This is a genomic window from Orbaceae bacterium lpD04, assembly GCA_036251935.1.
Taxonomy (GTDB): domain Bacteria; phylum Pseudomonadota; class Gammaproteobacteria; order Enterobacterales; family Orbaceae; genus Orbus; species Orbus wheelerorum.
Map to the genome: position 1 here is coordinate 2,535,146 of CP133967.1, position 15,749 is coordinate 2,550,894.

General features: G+C 34.2%; 14 protein-coding genes. 5 read left to right on the top strand and 9 right to left on the bottom strand.

Going from position 1 to position 15,749, the window contains the following annotated elements; all coding sequences use genetic code 11:
* Nucleotides 1–88: 88 nt before the first annotated feature.
* From glmM to rlmE, 4 genes are all read right to left on the bottom strand, one after another.
* Nucleotides 89–1,423 (bottom strand): phosphoglucosamine mutase, encoded by a 1,335-nt coding sequence (gene glmM, locus RHO14_11245; GenBank protein ID WVD70920.1) that lies wholly within the window; start codon nucleotides 1,421–1,423, stop codon nucleotides 89–91.
* 235 nt (nucleotides 1,424–1,658) lie between these two features.
* Nucleotides 1,659–2,495, bottom strand: coding sequence for a dihydropteroate synthase (gene folP, locus RHO14_11250; GenBank protein ID WVD70921.1), 837 nt, complete (start codon nucleotides 2,493–2,495; stop codon nucleotides 1,659–1,661).
* A 63-nt stretch (nucleotides 2,496–2,558) separates the two neighbouring features.
* A complete protein-coding gene (ftsH, locus tag RHO14_11255) occupies nucleotides 2,559–4,445 on the bottom strand; it encodes an ATP-dependent zinc metalloprotease FtsH (GenBank protein ID WVD72509.1) in 1,887 nt (628 codons plus the stop codon).
* A gap of 87 nt (nucleotides 4,446–4,532) precedes the next feature.
* Nucleotides 4,533–5,159, bottom strand: a complete 627-nt coding sequence (rlmE, locus tag RHO14_11260) for a 23S rRNA (uridine(2552)-2'-O)-methyltransferase RlmE (GenBank protein WVD70922.1) — start codon at nucleotides 5,157–5,159, stop codon at nucleotides 4,533–4,535.
* 102 nt (nucleotides 5,160–5,261) lie between these two features.
* Here rlmE and yhbY point away from each other — a divergent pair, with 102 nt between their 5' ends.
* Nucleotides 5,262–5,558, top strand: coding sequence for a ribosome assembly RNA-binding protein YhbY (yhbY, locus tag RHO14_11265; GenBank protein WVD70923.1), 297 nt, complete (start codon nucleotides 5,262–5,264; stop codon nucleotides 5,556–5,558).
* Between the two features lie 38 nt (nucleotides 5,559–5,596).
* Here the strand turns inward: yhbY and greA are convergent, their stop codons facing one another.
* Nucleotides 5,597–6,073, bottom strand: a complete 477-nt coding sequence (greA, locus tag RHO14_11270) for a transcription elongation factor GreA (GenBank protein ID WVD70924.1) — start codon at nucleotides 6,071–6,073, stop codon at nucleotides 5,597–5,599.
* 363 nt (nucleotides 6,074–6,436) lie between these two features.
* Between greA and RHO14_11275 the strand changes: the two genes are divergently transcribed.
* Genes RHO14_11275 through hslO form a run of 3 tightly spaced genes read left to right on the top strand, consistent with a single transcriptional unit; the run spans nucleotide 6,437 to nucleotide 9,443 of the window.
* Nucleotides 6,437–8,083, top strand: coding sequence for a hypothetical protein (locus RHO14_11275; protein ID WVD70925.1), 1,647 nt, complete (start codon nucleotides 6,437–6,439; stop codon nucleotides 8,081–8,083).
* 55 nt (nucleotides 8,084–8,138) lie between these two features.
* Nucleotides 8,139–8,531: a ribosome-associated heat shock protein Hsp15 gene (gene hslR / locus RHO14_11280; GenBank protein ID WVD70926.1), complete on the top strand. Its 393-nt coding sequence runs from the start codon at nucleotides 8,139–8,141 to the stop codon at nucleotides 8,529–8,531.
* An 18-nt stretch (nucleotides 8,532–8,549) separates the two neighbouring features.
* On the top strand, nucleotides 8,550–9,443 hold the full coding sequence (gene hslO / locus RHO14_11285) for an Hsp33 family molecular chaperone HslO (GenBank protein WVD70927.1): 894 nt from the start codon (nucleotides 8,550–8,552) through the stop codon (nucleotides 9,441–9,443).
* Nucleotides 9,444–9,500: 57 nt separating this feature from the next.
* Here hslO and RHO14_11290 read toward each other — a convergent pair whose 3' ends face one another.
* Genes RHO14_11290 through RHO14_11305 form a run of 4 tightly spaced genes read right to left on the bottom strand, consistent with a single transcriptional unit; the run spans nucleotide 9,501 to nucleotide 14,149 of the window.
* Complete coding sequence (locus RHO14_11290) at nucleotides 9,501–10,952, bottom strand: TolC family protein (GenBank protein WVD70928.1); 1,452 nt, start codon at nucleotides 10,950–10,952, stop codon at nucleotides 9,501–9,503.
* A 31-nt stretch (nucleotides 10,953–10,983) separates the two neighbouring features.
* Nucleotides 10,984–12,843 (bottom strand): FUSC family protein, encoded by a 1,860-nt coding sequence (locus RHO14_11295; protein ID WVD70929.1) that lies wholly within the window; start codon nucleotides 12,841–12,843, stop codon nucleotides 10,984–10,986.
* Entirely contained in the window at nucleotides 12,821–13,876 is a 1,056-nt protein-coding gene (mdtN, locus tag RHO14_11300; GenBank protein ID WVD70930.1) for a multidrug transporter subunit MdtN, read from the bottom strand. Before mdtN ends, RHO14_11295 begins: the two co-directional genes overlap by 23 nt.
* Nucleotides 13,877–13,891: 15 nt before the next feature.
* Complete coding sequence (locus RHO14_11305; GenBank protein ID WVD70931.1) at nucleotides 13,892–14,149, bottom strand: YtcA family lipoprotein; 258 nt, start codon at nucleotides 14,147–14,149, stop codon at nucleotides 13,892–13,894.
* A gap of 507 nt (nucleotides 14,150–14,656) precedes the next feature.
* Between RHO14_11305 and RHO14_11310 the strand changes: the two genes are divergently transcribed.
* On the top strand, nucleotides 14,657–15,745 hold the full coding sequence (locus RHO14_11310; GenBank protein WVD70932.1) for a linear amide C-N hydrolase: 1,089 nt from the start codon (nucleotides 14,657–14,659) through the stop codon (nucleotides 15,743–15,745).
* Nucleotides 15,746–15,749: the final 4 nt, after the last annotated feature.

Genomic DNA, 15,749 nt, shown 5'->3' on the forward strand with positions numbered 1-15,749 from the left:
GCGATTAAGAAATAAACAAACGTCAAGATAGTCGATGAAAGGCAATAAAGCCGTATTTCAAACTAAAAATACGGCACTAATAATGTTATTAATATTTTTTAACTACATCGGCTATTTTCTGAGCATATTCGCTTACCAATTGTGCATCTTGACCTTCAACCATGACTCGAATTAGTGGCTCGGTGCCAGATTTACGGATAAGCACTCTGCCTTTATGTTCTAACAATGATTCAACTTCTTTAATCACGTTAATAACTTCAGGATGATTTAATGGATCACTTTCACCAGCAAAACGGACATTAACTAAAATTTGAGGAAGTAACTTAACACCACGACTTAAATCAGCAAGTGTCATCTTATTACGGATCATCGCAGATAGTACTTGTAAGCCGGCAACAATGCCATCGCCAGTTGTTGTTTTATCAAGTAATAAAACATGACCTGAATTTTCCGCACCAAATTTCCAGCCTTTTTCTTGTAATTTTTCTAACACGTAGCGGTCGCCTACTTTTGCCCGAACAAACGGAATACCGAGCTCTTTTAAACCTATTTCAAGTCCCATATTACTCATTAAAGTGCCAACAACACCACCTTGCAATAATCCTTTACGTAGTGCCTCGCGAGCAATAATATAAATAATTTGATCACCATCTAATACATTACCAAGGTGGTCAACCATAATAATTCGATCACCATCACCATCTAAGGCAAAACCGACATCTGCTTTTTCATCAATAACTTTTTTAATTAACGCGTTAACATCAGTTGCGCCACAATCTTTATTGATATTCATCCCGTCAGGCTCACAGCCTATTTTAATCACCTTAGCGCCTAATTCCTTTAGCACATTAGGAGCAATATGATAAGTAGCGCCATTAGCACAGTCGACAACAATTTTTAACCCTGACAAGCTAAGTTCATGATCAAATGTGCCTTTACAAAATTCAATATAACGCCCAGCAGCATCAGTAATACGGCTAGCACGACCTAACTTATCAGATTCAACGCAGCTAAGTGGCTTTTCTAGTTCTTGCTCAATTAATAATTCGACGTCATCAGGTAGCTTTTTACCTTCCATTGAAAAAAACTTAATCCCATTATCATAAAATGGATTATGTGAAGCAGAGATAACAACGCCAGCATCAGCCCTAAATGTACGCGTCAAATAAGCAATTGCAGGCGTTGGCATTGGGCCTGTAAAAGCAGCAGCAATCCCTGCTGATGCAAAACCAGCCTCTAAAGCAGACTCCAACATATAACCTGAAATGCGCGTATCTTTACCAATTAAGACTTTGCCTACACCATTTTGCGCTAATACTCGGCCAACAGCCCATCCCAGCTTTAAAGCAAAATCGGGTGTTATTGGATAAATACCCACTCGACCACGAATACCATCGGTACCAAAATATTTTTTTTCAGACATCAAGACTTCCTTCTACTATTTTTAATCGCATACCTATTGAGCAAGGCTATTACGCACAAGCATTAACGCATTAAACATATGTTAATATTACTATAATAATCAAAAAATATCATATTATTGAGTTTCAATACCTGTTGATTATTTTTACTAAGCAACAATATCATCACTTTTAGTTTAACCATAGAGTTAGCGACCTTGCGACTTAGTCACGCTAAAACAATAATTAATTAATATTTTAAAAACTTTCACTTAATGTGGCCTGAACAATTCGCAGCGCATCAAATGTCTCTTTAACATCATGTGCCCTGATGATTTTTGCTCCTTTCATTGCAGCAATAACAGCGCAAGATACACTACCAATTGTTCGTTCTAATGGCGGGACATTTAACAACTGTCCAATCATTGATTTACGTGACATACCGACTAAAAGCGGTAGTCCAAAATGCTCGAGCTCAGTTAGCTTTGCAAGTAACCGATAATTATGTTGTAGCGTTTTACCAAAACCAAAACCGGGATCTAATATAATTTTTTGCTTTTCGATACCCGCAGTAATACATCGTTCGATATGCTGTGTAAAAAACCGATCAACATCTTGATAAATATCTTGCTCATAACAAGGAGCCTCTTGCATCGTTTTAGGTTCGCCTTGCATGTGCATAAGGCAAACGGGCAATCCTGTTTTTTGGGCAGCAGATAAAGCCCCCGGTAATGTCAATGCACGAATATCATTAATCAAATGAGCACCAGCTTTGGCAGATTCAGTAATCACTTCAGGTTTTGACGTATCAACGGAGATCCACACATCAAAATATTGGGCAACTTTTTCAACCATAGGCACAACACGTTGCAGCTCTTCATCAACGGAAACATCATCAGCACCGGGCCTTGTCGATTCTCCACCAATATCAATAAATGTTGCGCCAGCTTGGATCATGCTATCAACACGGCGCATTGCGGTATCTAAATTATTATAATGACCACCATCAGAAAATGAATCAGGTGTCATATTTAAAATCCCCATTACTTGAGGAAAGGTTAGGTCCATACAGTGTTGATTAAACTTAATTTCCATTATGATTTAACCTTACTTTATTGTAAAAAAACGCGCCTAAGCGCGTTTTTATTGATACTAATATTAATTATTTTCAGAAGAATCATCATCTGTTTCTATCGATTTCTGACTACCTTCGACAGGTATATCTTTAGTCGCACTTTCTTCTTTTTCCGTCCAACCATCTGGAGGCGTTATCGGTTTACGTTCCATCAACTCTTTAATTTGTTTCGCGCTGATTGTTTCATATTTTAACAACGCATCCTTCATTGCATGTAAAATATCAATATTATCAGTTAGTATTTGCTGAGAACGAGCATAATTACGTTTAATAATAGCTTGAACATCTTCATCAATAATTCGAGCCGTTTCATCCGAAATTTTCTTCATTACACCATATGCACTTTCTTCATATTCAAAAAATAGTGGTCCTAAGCGTTCAGAGAATCCCCATTCAGTAACCATTGCTCTAGCAACATTTGATGCGTAACGAATGTCACTTGATGCGCCAGTTGAAATCTTATCTTCACCATAAATAAGACCTTCTGCAACTCGCCCTGCATAAGCAGTTGAAATCATAGATTCTAATTTGGTTCGATTACGGCTAACTTCATCCCCTTCAGGTAAGAAGAAAGCAACACCTAAAGCTCCACCACGCGGTATAATCGTTACTTTATGTAATGGATCATGCTCAGGAACTAAGTAACCAACAATTGCATGACCCGCTTCATGGTAAGCTGTATTTGTTAATACTTCTTGTGTCATACTTAATGATCGGCGCTCTGTACCCATATTAATCTTGTCTTTAGCTTCCTCAAATTCATCCATAGAAACTAAACGCTTATTACGGCGAGCAGCAAATAACGCAGCTTCATTAACTAAATTTGCTAAATCTGCACCGGAGTATCCCGGCGTACCACGGGCAAGTATTGCTAAGTTAACATTAGTATCTAATGGAACTTTACGTACATGAACACCTAAAATTTGCTCACGCCCTTTCATATCAGGTAAACCAATTTGAACTTGGCGATCAAAACGACCTGGGCGTAATAGTGCAGGATCCAAAATATCGGCTCGGTTAGTTGCCGCAATAATAATAATGCCGCTATTCGTTTCAAAACCATCCATTTCAACCAGCATTTGGTTTAATGTCTGTTCGCGTTCATCATGACCACCCATCGAGCCACCGCCACGTTTACGGCCAACAGCATCAATTTCATCAATAAAGATAATACATGGGGCATGTTTACGAGCTTGTTCAAAAAGATCACGTACCCTTGAAGCACCGACACCAACAAACATTTCGACAAAATCAGAACCTGACATACTGAAAAAAGGTACATTCGCTTCACCTGCGATAGCTCTTGCCAGCAATGTTTTACCGGTACCAGGAGGCCCAACCATAAGTATCCCTTTCGGAATTCGTCCACCCAATTTTTGGTATTTACTTGGATCACGTAAAAAATCGACGACTTCAGTAACTTCTTGTTTTGCCTCTTCACTTCCTGCCACATCAGTAAATCGTGTTTTAACTTGATCTGGCGTCAACATTTTGGCTTTACTTTTACCAACAGACATTGGCCCACCTTTACCACCACCTTGCATTTGGCGCATAATAAAGATCCAAAAACCAATCAATAAAAGTATTGGAAACCACGAGATTAGAATTGAAACTAATAAACTTGGTTTTTCATCCGGCGTGCCCTCAAGAGGAATATTGTGTTCAACAATATAATCAACTAATTTATTATCATAATAAGGGATATAGGTTATATAACTCTCATTATTATTCGTCTTAACATTCACTTCTCGCCCATTAATAACGATATTTTTCAATTTACCATTTTTAATATCAGAATTAAATGTTGTATAGTTTACTTGCGGCCCACTGCTTGACATTGAACTGAATTGATTAAAAACAGCAATTAAGACTACAGCAATAATACCCCAAATAAGCAAATTTTTTACCATGTCGTTCAAAAGAAAACTCCTCAAAAATTAATGGATTACGCTCATTGTAAAATTGAGCATAATAGTACTACAAAAAAAGATAACTTACTACTTCCGCCCCGAGGCAACAATATACACTTCACGAGATCTTGCTCTTGATGCTTCAGGTTTACGAATTTTCACGACTTTAAACATATCTCTTACTGATTTAAGATAATCTTCAAATCCTTCGCCTTGGAAAATTTTCACAATAAAACTACCATTTGGCGCTAGCACATCACGACACATATCAAGTGCTAACTCAACTAAATACATTGCTCGTGGGATATCAACCGCAGGTTGCCCACTCATATTCGGAGCCATATCAGACATCACAACCTGAACTTTATCTTCGCCAACACGTTCAAGAAGTGTTTTTAATACTGCCTCGTCACGAAAATCACCCTGTAAAAAGTCGACACCAACAATGGGATCCATCGGTAAAAGATCGCACGCAATAATCCGCCCTTTATCACCAATTAAGGAGGCAACATATTGGGACCAACCACCAGGTGCAGCACCAAGATCAACAACCGTTATACCGGGGCGAAATAATTTATCAGTATTTTGTATTTCTTCTAACTTAAACCAAGCCCTTGAACGTAAGCCTTTTTTTTGCGCTTGTTGTACGAAGCGATCTTTAAAGTGCTCATTTAACCAACGACTCGAACTCGCTGAACGTTTTTTACCACTCACTATTTATCCTAGATTTATTACTTACAAGTGAAAATTCATTGAAGTTTTACTTTATATAAGGGTAGAATAGCAAAATTACAACCCTTAAAGATATTAAATTAAATGAATTTATCTAATAAACAAAAACAATATTTAAAAGGTGAAGCTCATCACCTTAAGCCAGTTGTTATGATTGGTGCAAATGGCTTTACAGAAGGCGTTCTTGCTGAAATCGAAAACGCACTGAATTTTCATGAACTTATAAAAGTTAAAATTTCTAGTGAAGATCGTGAAACTAAAAAATTAATTTGCGATGCAATCATTCGAGAAACGGGTGCAGCTCAAGTTCAACTAATCGGTTCGATTCTAACGATATTTAAACCGAGTGAAGACAAAAAAATAACTTTACCTAAAAAATAACCGAATGTAATAATGCCGCATCATGCGGCATTTTATTTTTAAATATATTCAACTTTTAGAATATCAAACTCAACATCACCACCAGGCGTTTTAATTGTCACTGAATCATCTTCTTCTTTACCAATTAATCCTCGTGCAATTGGTGAATTTACTGAAATTAAATTTTGTTTAAAATCAGCCTCATCATCCCCCACAATACGATATGTAATTTCTTCGTCTGTATCTAAATTTAATACCGTTGCTGTAGCACCAAATATAATGCGTCCATTATTTTTTATTTTAGTAATATCAATAATTTGTGCTTGAGATAGTTTTCCTTCAATCTCTTGAATGCGCCCTTCGCAAAAACCTTGTTGTTCACGTGCGGCATGATATTCAGCATTTTCTTTCAAATCGCCATGAGCTCTTGCTTCGGCAATAGCTGTAACGATTTGTGGGCGTTTCACAGTTTTTAATTCTTCAAGTTCGGCACGTAATAGTTCTGCGCCCTTTACAGTCATTGGAATTTGTTGCATTGTTAGTCCTCCCTTTACATTATTCCTTATAAAATAAGCTAAATTAATTATTCAAATTTTCAATAAGCAATAAAAAAACTCACCCTTATCAAAAAGGGGGAGTTTAATTTTCATTTTGATACTTAATATATTAGCGATTATTTGAGATAAGGCAAGTGGTAAAACATAGTTTAAAATTACCACTGTGATAATCTATTTCGATAATAAATTATAATATTTCGTTATTTTTTTGTTGTAAGCTATGATTATAATGAAAATTAAACTGATGAATATCAAAATAGGATCAGCATTAAAAATGCGCATTTAATCTTCGCTAATTTTGGGTATAATACTGTGTTCTATAATCGAGGCAATTAGCAAAATATGTTAAAAAAAATACGATTAGTAACACTAATTTTAGTTGCCATTATCTGGTTTATCATTATTTTACCTTATTTTTTAGTACAAACTGATATTGGAACAAGATATGCTAGCCAATTAATTTCATACTACAATAAAGATTATTCTATCCGTATTGGTCATATATCTCATTCAATTACTAAGCCATATGAAATTACATTAGACAACGTCTCAATTGAAGATAAAACACATTTAGTTACCTACCTTTCAGCAAAAAAAGCAGTTATTGGCCTAAAACAAACTGACTTATTACAAGCTAAGTCATTTGATTATCTTGTTCTTGAAAATGGCGATATAAAACTCTCGCCTAGCATAGAAAATATCAATATTGATTTTTTGCAGTTAAAAGATATTTCTTTGTATTATCAAGCCCCAAATAACGCTAATAATATCGTTCTTAATCATATCTATGGGGGTATAAAACCTTGGTCAAAACGTGTCATTACAGAACGTATTGATAGCCAATTTAATTTCACTATTGAAATGGCAAGCTATAATGATATTGATATACAATCAATATTTGTCAAAGGTAATCAAAAAGACAAAACACTACAGCTAATTAATTTAGGTGGCGATATAAAAACAGGTTTTTTTACAGCTAATGCAAGTGTTCTTGCTGATAACTCAGTATTAGTAAAACAACTAAAAGTTAATAAGCTTAATTTTCAATCCGAAGATAGGTTATCTAACATTAATAAGATGTTTAGCCAGCTACCAAAAACAGATATTCAACAATTATCGATTATTGATAGTAGTATCAATTTAGCTGATTTTTCAGTTGAAAAAGCAAATTTAGATATCCAAAATATTACGTATAATCATGATTGGCAATTACAGAAAAGTAACTTATTTTTTAATGCACAAAGCATGACCTACCATGAGCAATTAATCGAACAACCGTTAGTACAATGGCGTAATCAAGAGAATAAAATCATTATTGAACAAGCGCTAGGATTATGGAATAAAGGTAGCATTAAATTATCTGCTAACTGGCAAAATAATGAACTTACTATTGATAGTATCATTGCATCAGGTATTCGTTATCAGCTCCCTTTAAATTGGTGGCAGCAATTAGCAAAAGTGCATTTTTCGCCTAGCTTACCAAGCCATATTACCATCAAACAATTTACCCTAATGCCAAGTTTGATAATTGACACTAATCCAGAATTTCCATTCCAATTTACTAATTTTGAAGCTTTTGGTAATAATATTGATATAAATTCAACTAACGAAGCTTTTCACGTCAATGGTACCATTTTATTTAAAGCAGATAGTGGTACGCTCAATACAATTGAATTACAAAAACCAGACTTGAGTTTAAATTTTACGCCCACAGAGAATAAGCTCAGCTTTAGTACATTAATCAGCCAAGGTGTGTTAGAGGGGGATGCAAATCTTATCTCAGCTGAGGAACTGCAATCACTATCTATCAGTTCACATGCCGTTGATAGTCAAATTTTATCTTTATGGTATTTAATTAATAACCCAATTAAAACTGATAACTTTGATATTAAATTACATGGCTATTTAGAACCACTGTCATTAGATGGCATACTACAAACTGCAGATAAACAATACCAAATTAAAAACAATCAACTCGATGCCTATTGATTTTATTAAATAGATCCCAATTATTAAAGATATGTCAATTGAAAGCAAAGCAACAATGAATAATATTGCGCAGTCTATTAGATTAGATAAATGGTTATGGGCGGCAAGGTTTTATAAAACCCGCTCATTAGCGAGAGAAATGATTGAGGGTGGTAAAGTTCATTATAATGGGCAGCGTACAAAACCTAGCAAAATTATAGAAATCGGGGCTGAACTTAAATTAAGACAAGGTAGCGATGAAAAGACAATAACAGTCCTTGCGTTGAGTGAACATAGGAAAACAGCAAGTGATGCGCAGATGTTATATGTTGAAACTGAAGAAAGTATTGTAAAGCGAGAGAATATATCACAAGCTCGTAGGCTCGGTGCATTAACAATGCCACATCCAGATAGGCGACCAGATAAAAAAGAGCGTCGAGATCTGATTAAATTTAAACATGGCGAATAAAATTCACCAGGAGAAAATATGAACCCAATAACCAATAGCCATAATCATCATGATAAATTATCTCGATTTTTATTTGATAACCATGAAGTTCGTGGCGAAGTTGTTAACTTAAGCGATACCTATCAAAAAATTCTGGATAATCACAATTATCCATTGGCCGTGCAAAAACTACTCGGTGAGCTATTAGTTGCAACAAGTTTACTTACTGCAACACTGAAATTTGAAGGCGATATTACCGTACAATTACAAGGTGATGGACCTCTCAATTTAGCAGTAATTAATGGCAATAATCACCAGCAAATGCGCGGGGTGGCAAGAGTTAAGAGTGAAATAGCAGATAATACATCACTAAAAGAGATGATGGGTAATGGTTATATTGTTATTACTATTACACCAAAAAGTGGTGAACGCTATCAAGGGATAGTTGCACTTGAAGCAGATACGGTTGCAGGATGTATTGAAAATTATTTTCAACAATCTGAACAACTTGCGACAAGGTTATTAATCAAAGTTGGCGTTTATCAGCATAAGCCAGTTGCTGCTGGTATACTATTACAAGTATTACCAGCTCATGAAGGAAATGATGAATCTTTTGAGCTTTTGACAACGCTTGCACAAACCATAAAAGAAGAAGAACTATTTGCTTTACCCGTAGAAGAAATATTATATCGATTGTATCATCAAGAAGATGTGCGGTTATTTGATGGGCAAAGTGTTGAGTTCAAGTGTACTTGCTCAAGGATACGCTGCGAAGATACATTAAGCACATTGCCAGCCAGTGAAATTGATACTATTTTAGCAGAAGACAGTAATATTGATATGCATTGTGATTACTGTGGAAACCACTATATTTTTGACAAAATAGATATTGAAAATCTGCGTAAAAATAAGCCTCAAGAAGCGTTTCATTAATTTAACTCTAACTAATGATAGATAGTTTATAAAAGCTATCTATCTTATGTCTTTAGGCTAATTTGCTACGGTTAAAATATTATCACTATTAATGGTGAACCCGAGAACGAATGCTAAATTAGATGCAGCAATTAATGATGCAAAATAAGTCTGGCTCTCAATTTTTTTGGCATAGGTTAAGCTTTTTGCTGATTCATTTACTAATGTTAAGGTCGACAGACCTTGTTTATAAGATGATAACGATGCGGTATAAGTGATATTAGCTGTTTTAACTAAGTTCAACGCAGATTGGTGAGACTCAAGGGCTGAATTTAATGTATTAATTGCAATCACAATTTCATTCGCCGCATTATTCTTTAAATTATTAAATTGCTCCATTGATTCTAGGGCTTGTGATTTTGCCTGCTCTACTTTGATATCTCTTGCTCCGCCATCATATATTGGAATGTGCACGCCAACAAAAATATTTGTACCATTACTTGTTTGACTAAGATCAGGTAAACTTTGGGCCCCCCAATAAGAATGGCTACTACTCAAATTAGCGACGACAAAAACTTTAGGATAATAATTTTTTTTAGCTGTATTAACATTTGCTTGTTTCGCTTTGACGACTTCATAATTAGCTAAAATATCAGGTCGACTGATTAATGCGGTTTTTATCCACTGATCAGCAACAGGGGCAATACTCACGGGTAATTTTCTTTCACTATCAGTTTTAATATTGATTTTGCTTAATGGACTTAATCCCATTGCCTGCAATAACTGCTGATAGGTATTTTTTTCATTGTTTTTAGCAATTACATTATCTAACTTAGATTGTGATACTAATTGATCAGCTTGTGCGACATCAACAATCGTTGCTAAGCCTTGTACTCTTTTCTTTTTAACTGAATCTTGTATAACTAAAGTATTACTAAGCCCTTGCTCTGATAACGTAAGATCTTTGACTGCTTGGTTATAATTTAAATAAGCCAATGTCACTTGGTAAACAAATTTTTGATTAGTTAAGTTAAAGTTATATTTTAATGCTGAAACTAGGTGATCACTTGATGTTAATAAATCGGAGCGTTGGCCAAAATCAAATATAAGCCATTGTAATGTGAGGTTAGGAATAATCTCTTTAGTTCGGGTATTAACATGAATTGAGTCGGTAAAATCGAAATCATTTTTTTGATACCCACCAATAATATTAGCCGAAACATTAGGAATATATGTTGTTTTAATGGCATTAGAAGCTAACGCAGCTTGTTTTGCTTGCTGCCAAGCTGAACGTAACTCAGTATTATTGCTTTGAGATAGATCAATTAATTCAGCTAAACTATATTGATGGCTAGGAATGATATCAACGCTAGAAAATAAACTATTTAACTCATCATTAGTTTGCCCTTGATTAGAATGAACAACTATAGAATGATTATCTACCACTGGCATCGTTTGCCAATCATCGCTAGCGACGCAACTGACTAGCCCCATGCTAAAAAATATTGAAAAATAAAATTTATATTTCATGAAACTGCGTGATATTGTTGAATTTTTCAATTTAAATATCCTTTAAAATAGAGATAATATTTCTATGTAACAGTTCATTTAACTTATCCATGTTAGCTATATTTTCTCTATCAATCAAATTGTTACTTAAAAATGATGCTAACTCGTTTTGATATAATTGCTTCTTATTTATGGTAATAGGAAGTATCAATAATGAATTTAATTGGGTTATTTGTAGTACAAAGTAACGAATCGTTTTAAGATCATGCTTTGATAATTTCGTTGATTTTGTTTCAAAAATAACAAGTTTAAGATTGTAGTCAATCTGATTGGCTTCATTAATTAATTGTGAAAAATTAGATAACTCAAGTTGGCCTTGTTTTTCATTTTCAATAGAATCTAAAGATAGATTTAATATTTTAGATATTTTTTGATAGATCGTATCAGAAATGGAAACAGGCCATAACACTGTAAAAACAACAAAACATACCGCAATGCCAAGTAAAATACCTAATATACGGTCTTGGGCTGCAACGAGATCTGTACTTGGGGAAAAGCCATTTAACGTCGTTAGTAGAAATGCTAAACCGATTTGTACTCCAGCATAAGAAAAAAGCTCACTTCCAGCCGTTATCCATGCAGGGAGAAGCATGCCAATAAAAATCAATAAAAATAAGCCATTAATACTATCTAAATGCGGCGTAATATAAATAGCAGATAAAACCCCAATTAAAGCACCAACTAAACAACCGAATATCCGTAAAGTTAATTTGTGTATAGTTTCTGCTGTTGTACCTAACGCAACGACATAACAAGTTATCATTGCAGTATGGATCCCTTGCCAATCAAATAAAGTATAAATGCCGTAACAAATAAGCGCCGAGATAGTCACTTTAAATGCAAAGTAGTGATAAGCTAATGTACTAATAGGTTTATTTTTGATTTTTTTATTATTTTTCACAGGCAATGGCGATTTTTTTTCTATCGTATTTCCTGAAAAATTAGCAAACATATTTAATGCATTGCATATTTCTTTGCTTATTAAATTATCATTTAACGGAATAATATTGGTCTTTAAATCTTTATTATCAATCGTATTTAATATGTGCTGGCAATAATCAGCTAAAGTTTTACGTGACGCCTCTGTGGTATCTTTAGGTAAAATACTAACTAGAGCAAGTAATTTAAGTGTTTGCTTATTTGCATTTTCAAGCCATTCAATTCGTTTTTTAGTTTGGAGGTGAAAAATTTTAACTAGCTTTAAATGAATATCACATTCACCTTGGCTATCACGGAGTAATGTCTTAAATTTGAATTTATTATTTACGATAGGTTGTCCAAGTACTCTTTGCGCTGTTTGTAGCCTTGAAGAGAATTTTTCAAGCAGTATGTTTTGGCTTTTCTTGCCTAATAGTAAATTAAAAATAATCATTAATAACATTGGCGTAGTTGCCATAAGCAAAGCATAAAGAATCGCTCTAGTAGCTAATTCACCAGTAGGTGCATCACTAAGCAAGGTTAGTAAAAAGGCGATAACTAAAGCGATTAAATTACCGATTTCTGTAACATTAAATTTTGCGCCCAGATATACAAAAAAATAAGAACAAAAAAAGATCATTGATATTCTTAAAAATACACTATTAATAGTTAAATTCGTTAATACAAAAATAAGGGCAACCGCTAATGAAAGTAAAATAGAAACCGCTATCGCGATAACAATATTTTCATTCGCATCATCTTTCATTAAATAAATAATCAAATAACAGCTGATCGCCGATTCAGGAATTTCATAAACCATAGCAACTACTGCCATCAAAGCGGATAACAAAGCAATACGCCAAGTTAGTGCAGCTCTTCCTGGAAATGGCAGTAAATATCGATAAAATATTCTAACGAGATGGACAGGCATCATTTTGAATGATCGTAATAGCAGAAGCACCAACGCGCATCAGTTCTTCTGGCGGATTGACTAAACTTATCCTAACAGGAAAACGTTGCTCCACATGTACCCAGTTTAACGATTTAGGTAGGTAAGGTAATTGACTTGGAATAGAAACTAGCTCAGTTGAGATAACACCCCTACCAATACTATTTACATGCCCTTCAATTAATTTATTTTTATCAGCCATGACATAAACTTTAACACAGCTATTTAATTTTATATTTTTCAATTCTGTTTCTCTAAAATAAGCAGAAACGAACCAATTTTCTGAATTAACTAAGGTGAAAAGGGATTGCCCTGATATAACAAATTTTCCAACAGAAGTATTTAATCCTGTCACAAAGCCATCATTAGGTGCTTTGATATCGGTATTGTCTAGCTCCCACTGAGCAAAGGCAACATCATTACGTTTTAGTTCGACAAAGGCGCTCTCAGCATCAGCATCATTAATCAATGCTTTTGCAGCACTGGCTTGATTAATCGCCTGTTGATAACTAATTTGAGCATCATGCTTAGCTGTTTTAGCATCATCAATTTGTTGTTTCGTCACATACCCTTGGGATAGTAAAGGCATTAAGCGGTCTAATGTTTGAGTCGCTAAATCAAGGTTAGTCTTAGCACGTAGAATCTGCTTATCGGTAATATCTGAATTTAATTGCTCAGCAGTAATATTTTTTAGTTTGGTATTTAATGCAGATTCAGCCATAACCAAAGCGGCTTTAGTTTGCGATAGCCTTATTAAATAAGGTGTTTTTTCAACAGTAAAAAGAAGATCGCCTTTTTTTACTTTACTATTATCTGTCACATAAATATGGCTTATGCGCCCAGGTACTGATGATGAAATATTAACTAAATCAGCATTAACAATCGCATCTTCAGATAGTGGATTGGATATCGATGAATGCAGCCAATAATGGGCACATACAATAGCAATTACTAGCGTAATACCTGTAATTATGATTGGCAGTCTCTTTTTACTCATTATCTGTTTAAAATTTTTCATCTATTAATAACTTTGTTAAAAAAATAAAAATGAGCTTAAAAAAGCAAGAATAAGCATTAATGAAATATAGAATAAGAGCTTATATTCAATTAGATTGTCAAATCCAATTTTTATCAATAAAACACGTAGTAACATTGTAATAATAACACTAAAAATAAAGTAAAAAATCCAAGAAGGGAAATAAGATCCAAACATAACGACGACTGGCGCACCGTTTTGCCCACAAGATGTTAGAAAAAGGGTTATTAATACAATAAATACATATTTTTTCATATAAAACATATCAACTTTTATTGCAAATCATTAATATATAGTGACATACAATACAAGATTGTACATTTTGCACCACGAATGAAGAAACTATCTCTAAATACTTTTATTCATTCAGTTAAAATAACCGTTCTTTATATGCACAATTATTGTATATTAAAATAATGTAAAATCAATTGCCTTTTGAAATTTCAACCTATTTTAGTACTATTTTCATTCATTTGTTATTATAATAACACCACCACCTTTCAATCTAAAAAGAGAGACAAAACCAAGCCGTAAATTGTTTTAGCAGCTTAATACATTTAATTAATTGCTTTTGTTTTTTTTAGCACTTTTAGCGTAACTTTTAATCGTATTTTGCATTTATTATATGGCCCATTATTTGTATTTTATAAGCATTGATAATTGTATCAATCGCTAATCGACCTCAGTTATGGATATTTGAATTAATAAGTTAATTTAATAAACGTATCAAAAGATAACGTAAAATATACTGGAGATTCTCGAATGAAATTAAAAACTTTACTGCGCATAATACCCCTTTCTTTATTATCTATATCATTAGCAGGGCAGGCCTGTACCAGCCTTGCAATTACTGATACTAAAGGTAATGTCTATCAAGGTAGGACACTAGAATTATCCGAAGACTTACCATCATGGCTAACCTACTATCCGGTTGGAACCTCTTTTCAGAAAAAAGGCCCTGATGGAAAAAATAGTGCAAGCTATAAATCTAAGTATCAAATACTTGCTATCACGACAGATGTCTATTTTGATGGCGATGATCATAACGTATTCCAAGGTATCAATAGTGCTGGATTATCATTTAGTGCCAATATGATATCAAGTGCAAAATTAACTGCGCTTACCCCGTCAGAATATAAGGAATCTATCCCAGTTACATCAATTGGTGAGTGGGCTTTATCAAGTTTTTCATCGGTTGAGGAAGTTACAAAAGCAGTCAATAATGGCCATTTTTGGGCCCCTATTTTAGAAAATTTAGGTGGAGTAACTTCGCCATTCCATTATGCTTTTTATGATAATAAGGGCGGTAGCATTGTTGTTGAAGCGCTTAATGGTAAGCTGCATGTATATAATAATCCAACCAAGGTAATGACTAATGGGCCAAGTTTTCCATGGCACTTAGAAAACCTAAATAATTATACCCAACTTAATAACCTTGATAGATCGTCTGCAAAACTCGGTAATATTGATGTTGTGCAACCAGATAGCGGAATTGCGATATCAGATCTGCCATCTTCAGATACATCTGTCGGTCGTTTTATTCGAGCGGTATATTATACAACTTATGCGCCAAAACCAAACTCTACCAATGATGCTATGAATATTTTAGCCCATGCGATGAATCGCTTTGATCGTCTTAAAAATATTACCACAGATAGTCTAAGTGAATCAGGGACACAAGGTGAAGTTTCCTCTGAATATACTGTTTGGACTAGCCTATCAAATCTAAATGATGGCGTTATGCAAATTCGAGGATATAATGATATTAATTATCAGACATTCTCATTAGCTCAGTTCACACAAGCAAATAAACCTGTCTTTAAAAAAATAAATGTTGCCGATCCAAAGTAAATCA

What these genes read in the sequence shown, in the direction of transcription:
- glmM (WVD70920.1), bottom strand. Translation starts at nt 1,423, where the DNA reads ATGTCTGAAAAAAAATATTTTGGTACCGATGGTATTCGTGGTCGAGTG.
- mdtN (WVD70930.1), bottom strand. Translation starts at nt 13,876, where the DNA reads ATGAAAAATTTTAAACAGATAATGAGTAAAAAGAGACTGCCAATCATA.
- RHO14_11305 (WVD70931.1), bottom strand. Translation starts at nt 14,149, where the DNA reads ATGAAAAAATATGTATTTATTGTATTAATAACCCTTTTTCTAACATCT.
- RHO14_11295 (WVD70929.1), bottom strand. Translation starts at nt 12,843, where the DNA reads ATGATGCCTGTCCATCTCGTTAGAATATTTTATCGATATTTACTGCCA.
- greA (WVD70924.1), bottom strand. Translation starts at nt 6,073, where the DNA reads ATGCAACAAATTCCAATGACTGTAAAGGGCGCAGAACTATTACGTGCC.
- hslO (WVD70927.1), top strand. Translation starts at nt 8,550, where the DNA reads ATGAACCCAATAACCAATAGCCATAATCATCATGATAAATTATCTCGA.
- ftsH (WVD72509.1), bottom strand. Translation starts at nt 4,445, where the DNA reads ATGGTAAAAAATTTGCTTATTTGGGGTATTATTGCTGTAGTCTTAATT.
- RHO14_11290 (WVD70928.1), bottom strand. Translation starts at nt 10,952, where the DNA reads ATGAAATATAAATTTTATTTTTCAATATTTTTTAGCATGGGGCTAGTC.
- RHO14_11275 (WVD70925.1), top strand. Translation starts at nt 6,437, where the DNA reads ATGTTAAAAAAAATACGATTAGTAACACTAATTTTAGTTGCCATTATC.
- folP (WVD70921.1), bottom strand. Translation starts at nt 2,495, where the DNA reads ATGGAAATTAAGTTTAATCAACACTGTATGGACCTAACCTTTCCTCAA.
- RHO14_11310 (WVD70932.1), top strand. Translation starts at nt 14,657, where the DNA reads ATGAAATTAAAAACTTTACTGCGCATAATACCCCTTTCTTTATTATCT.
- hslR (WVD70926.1), top strand. Translation starts at nt 8,139, where the DNA reads ATGAATAATATTGCGCAGTCTATTAGATTAGATAAATGGTTATGGGCG.
- yhbY (WVD70923.1), top strand. Translation starts at nt 5,262, where the DNA reads ATGAATTTATCTAATAAACAAAAACAATATTTAAAAGGTGAAGCTCAT.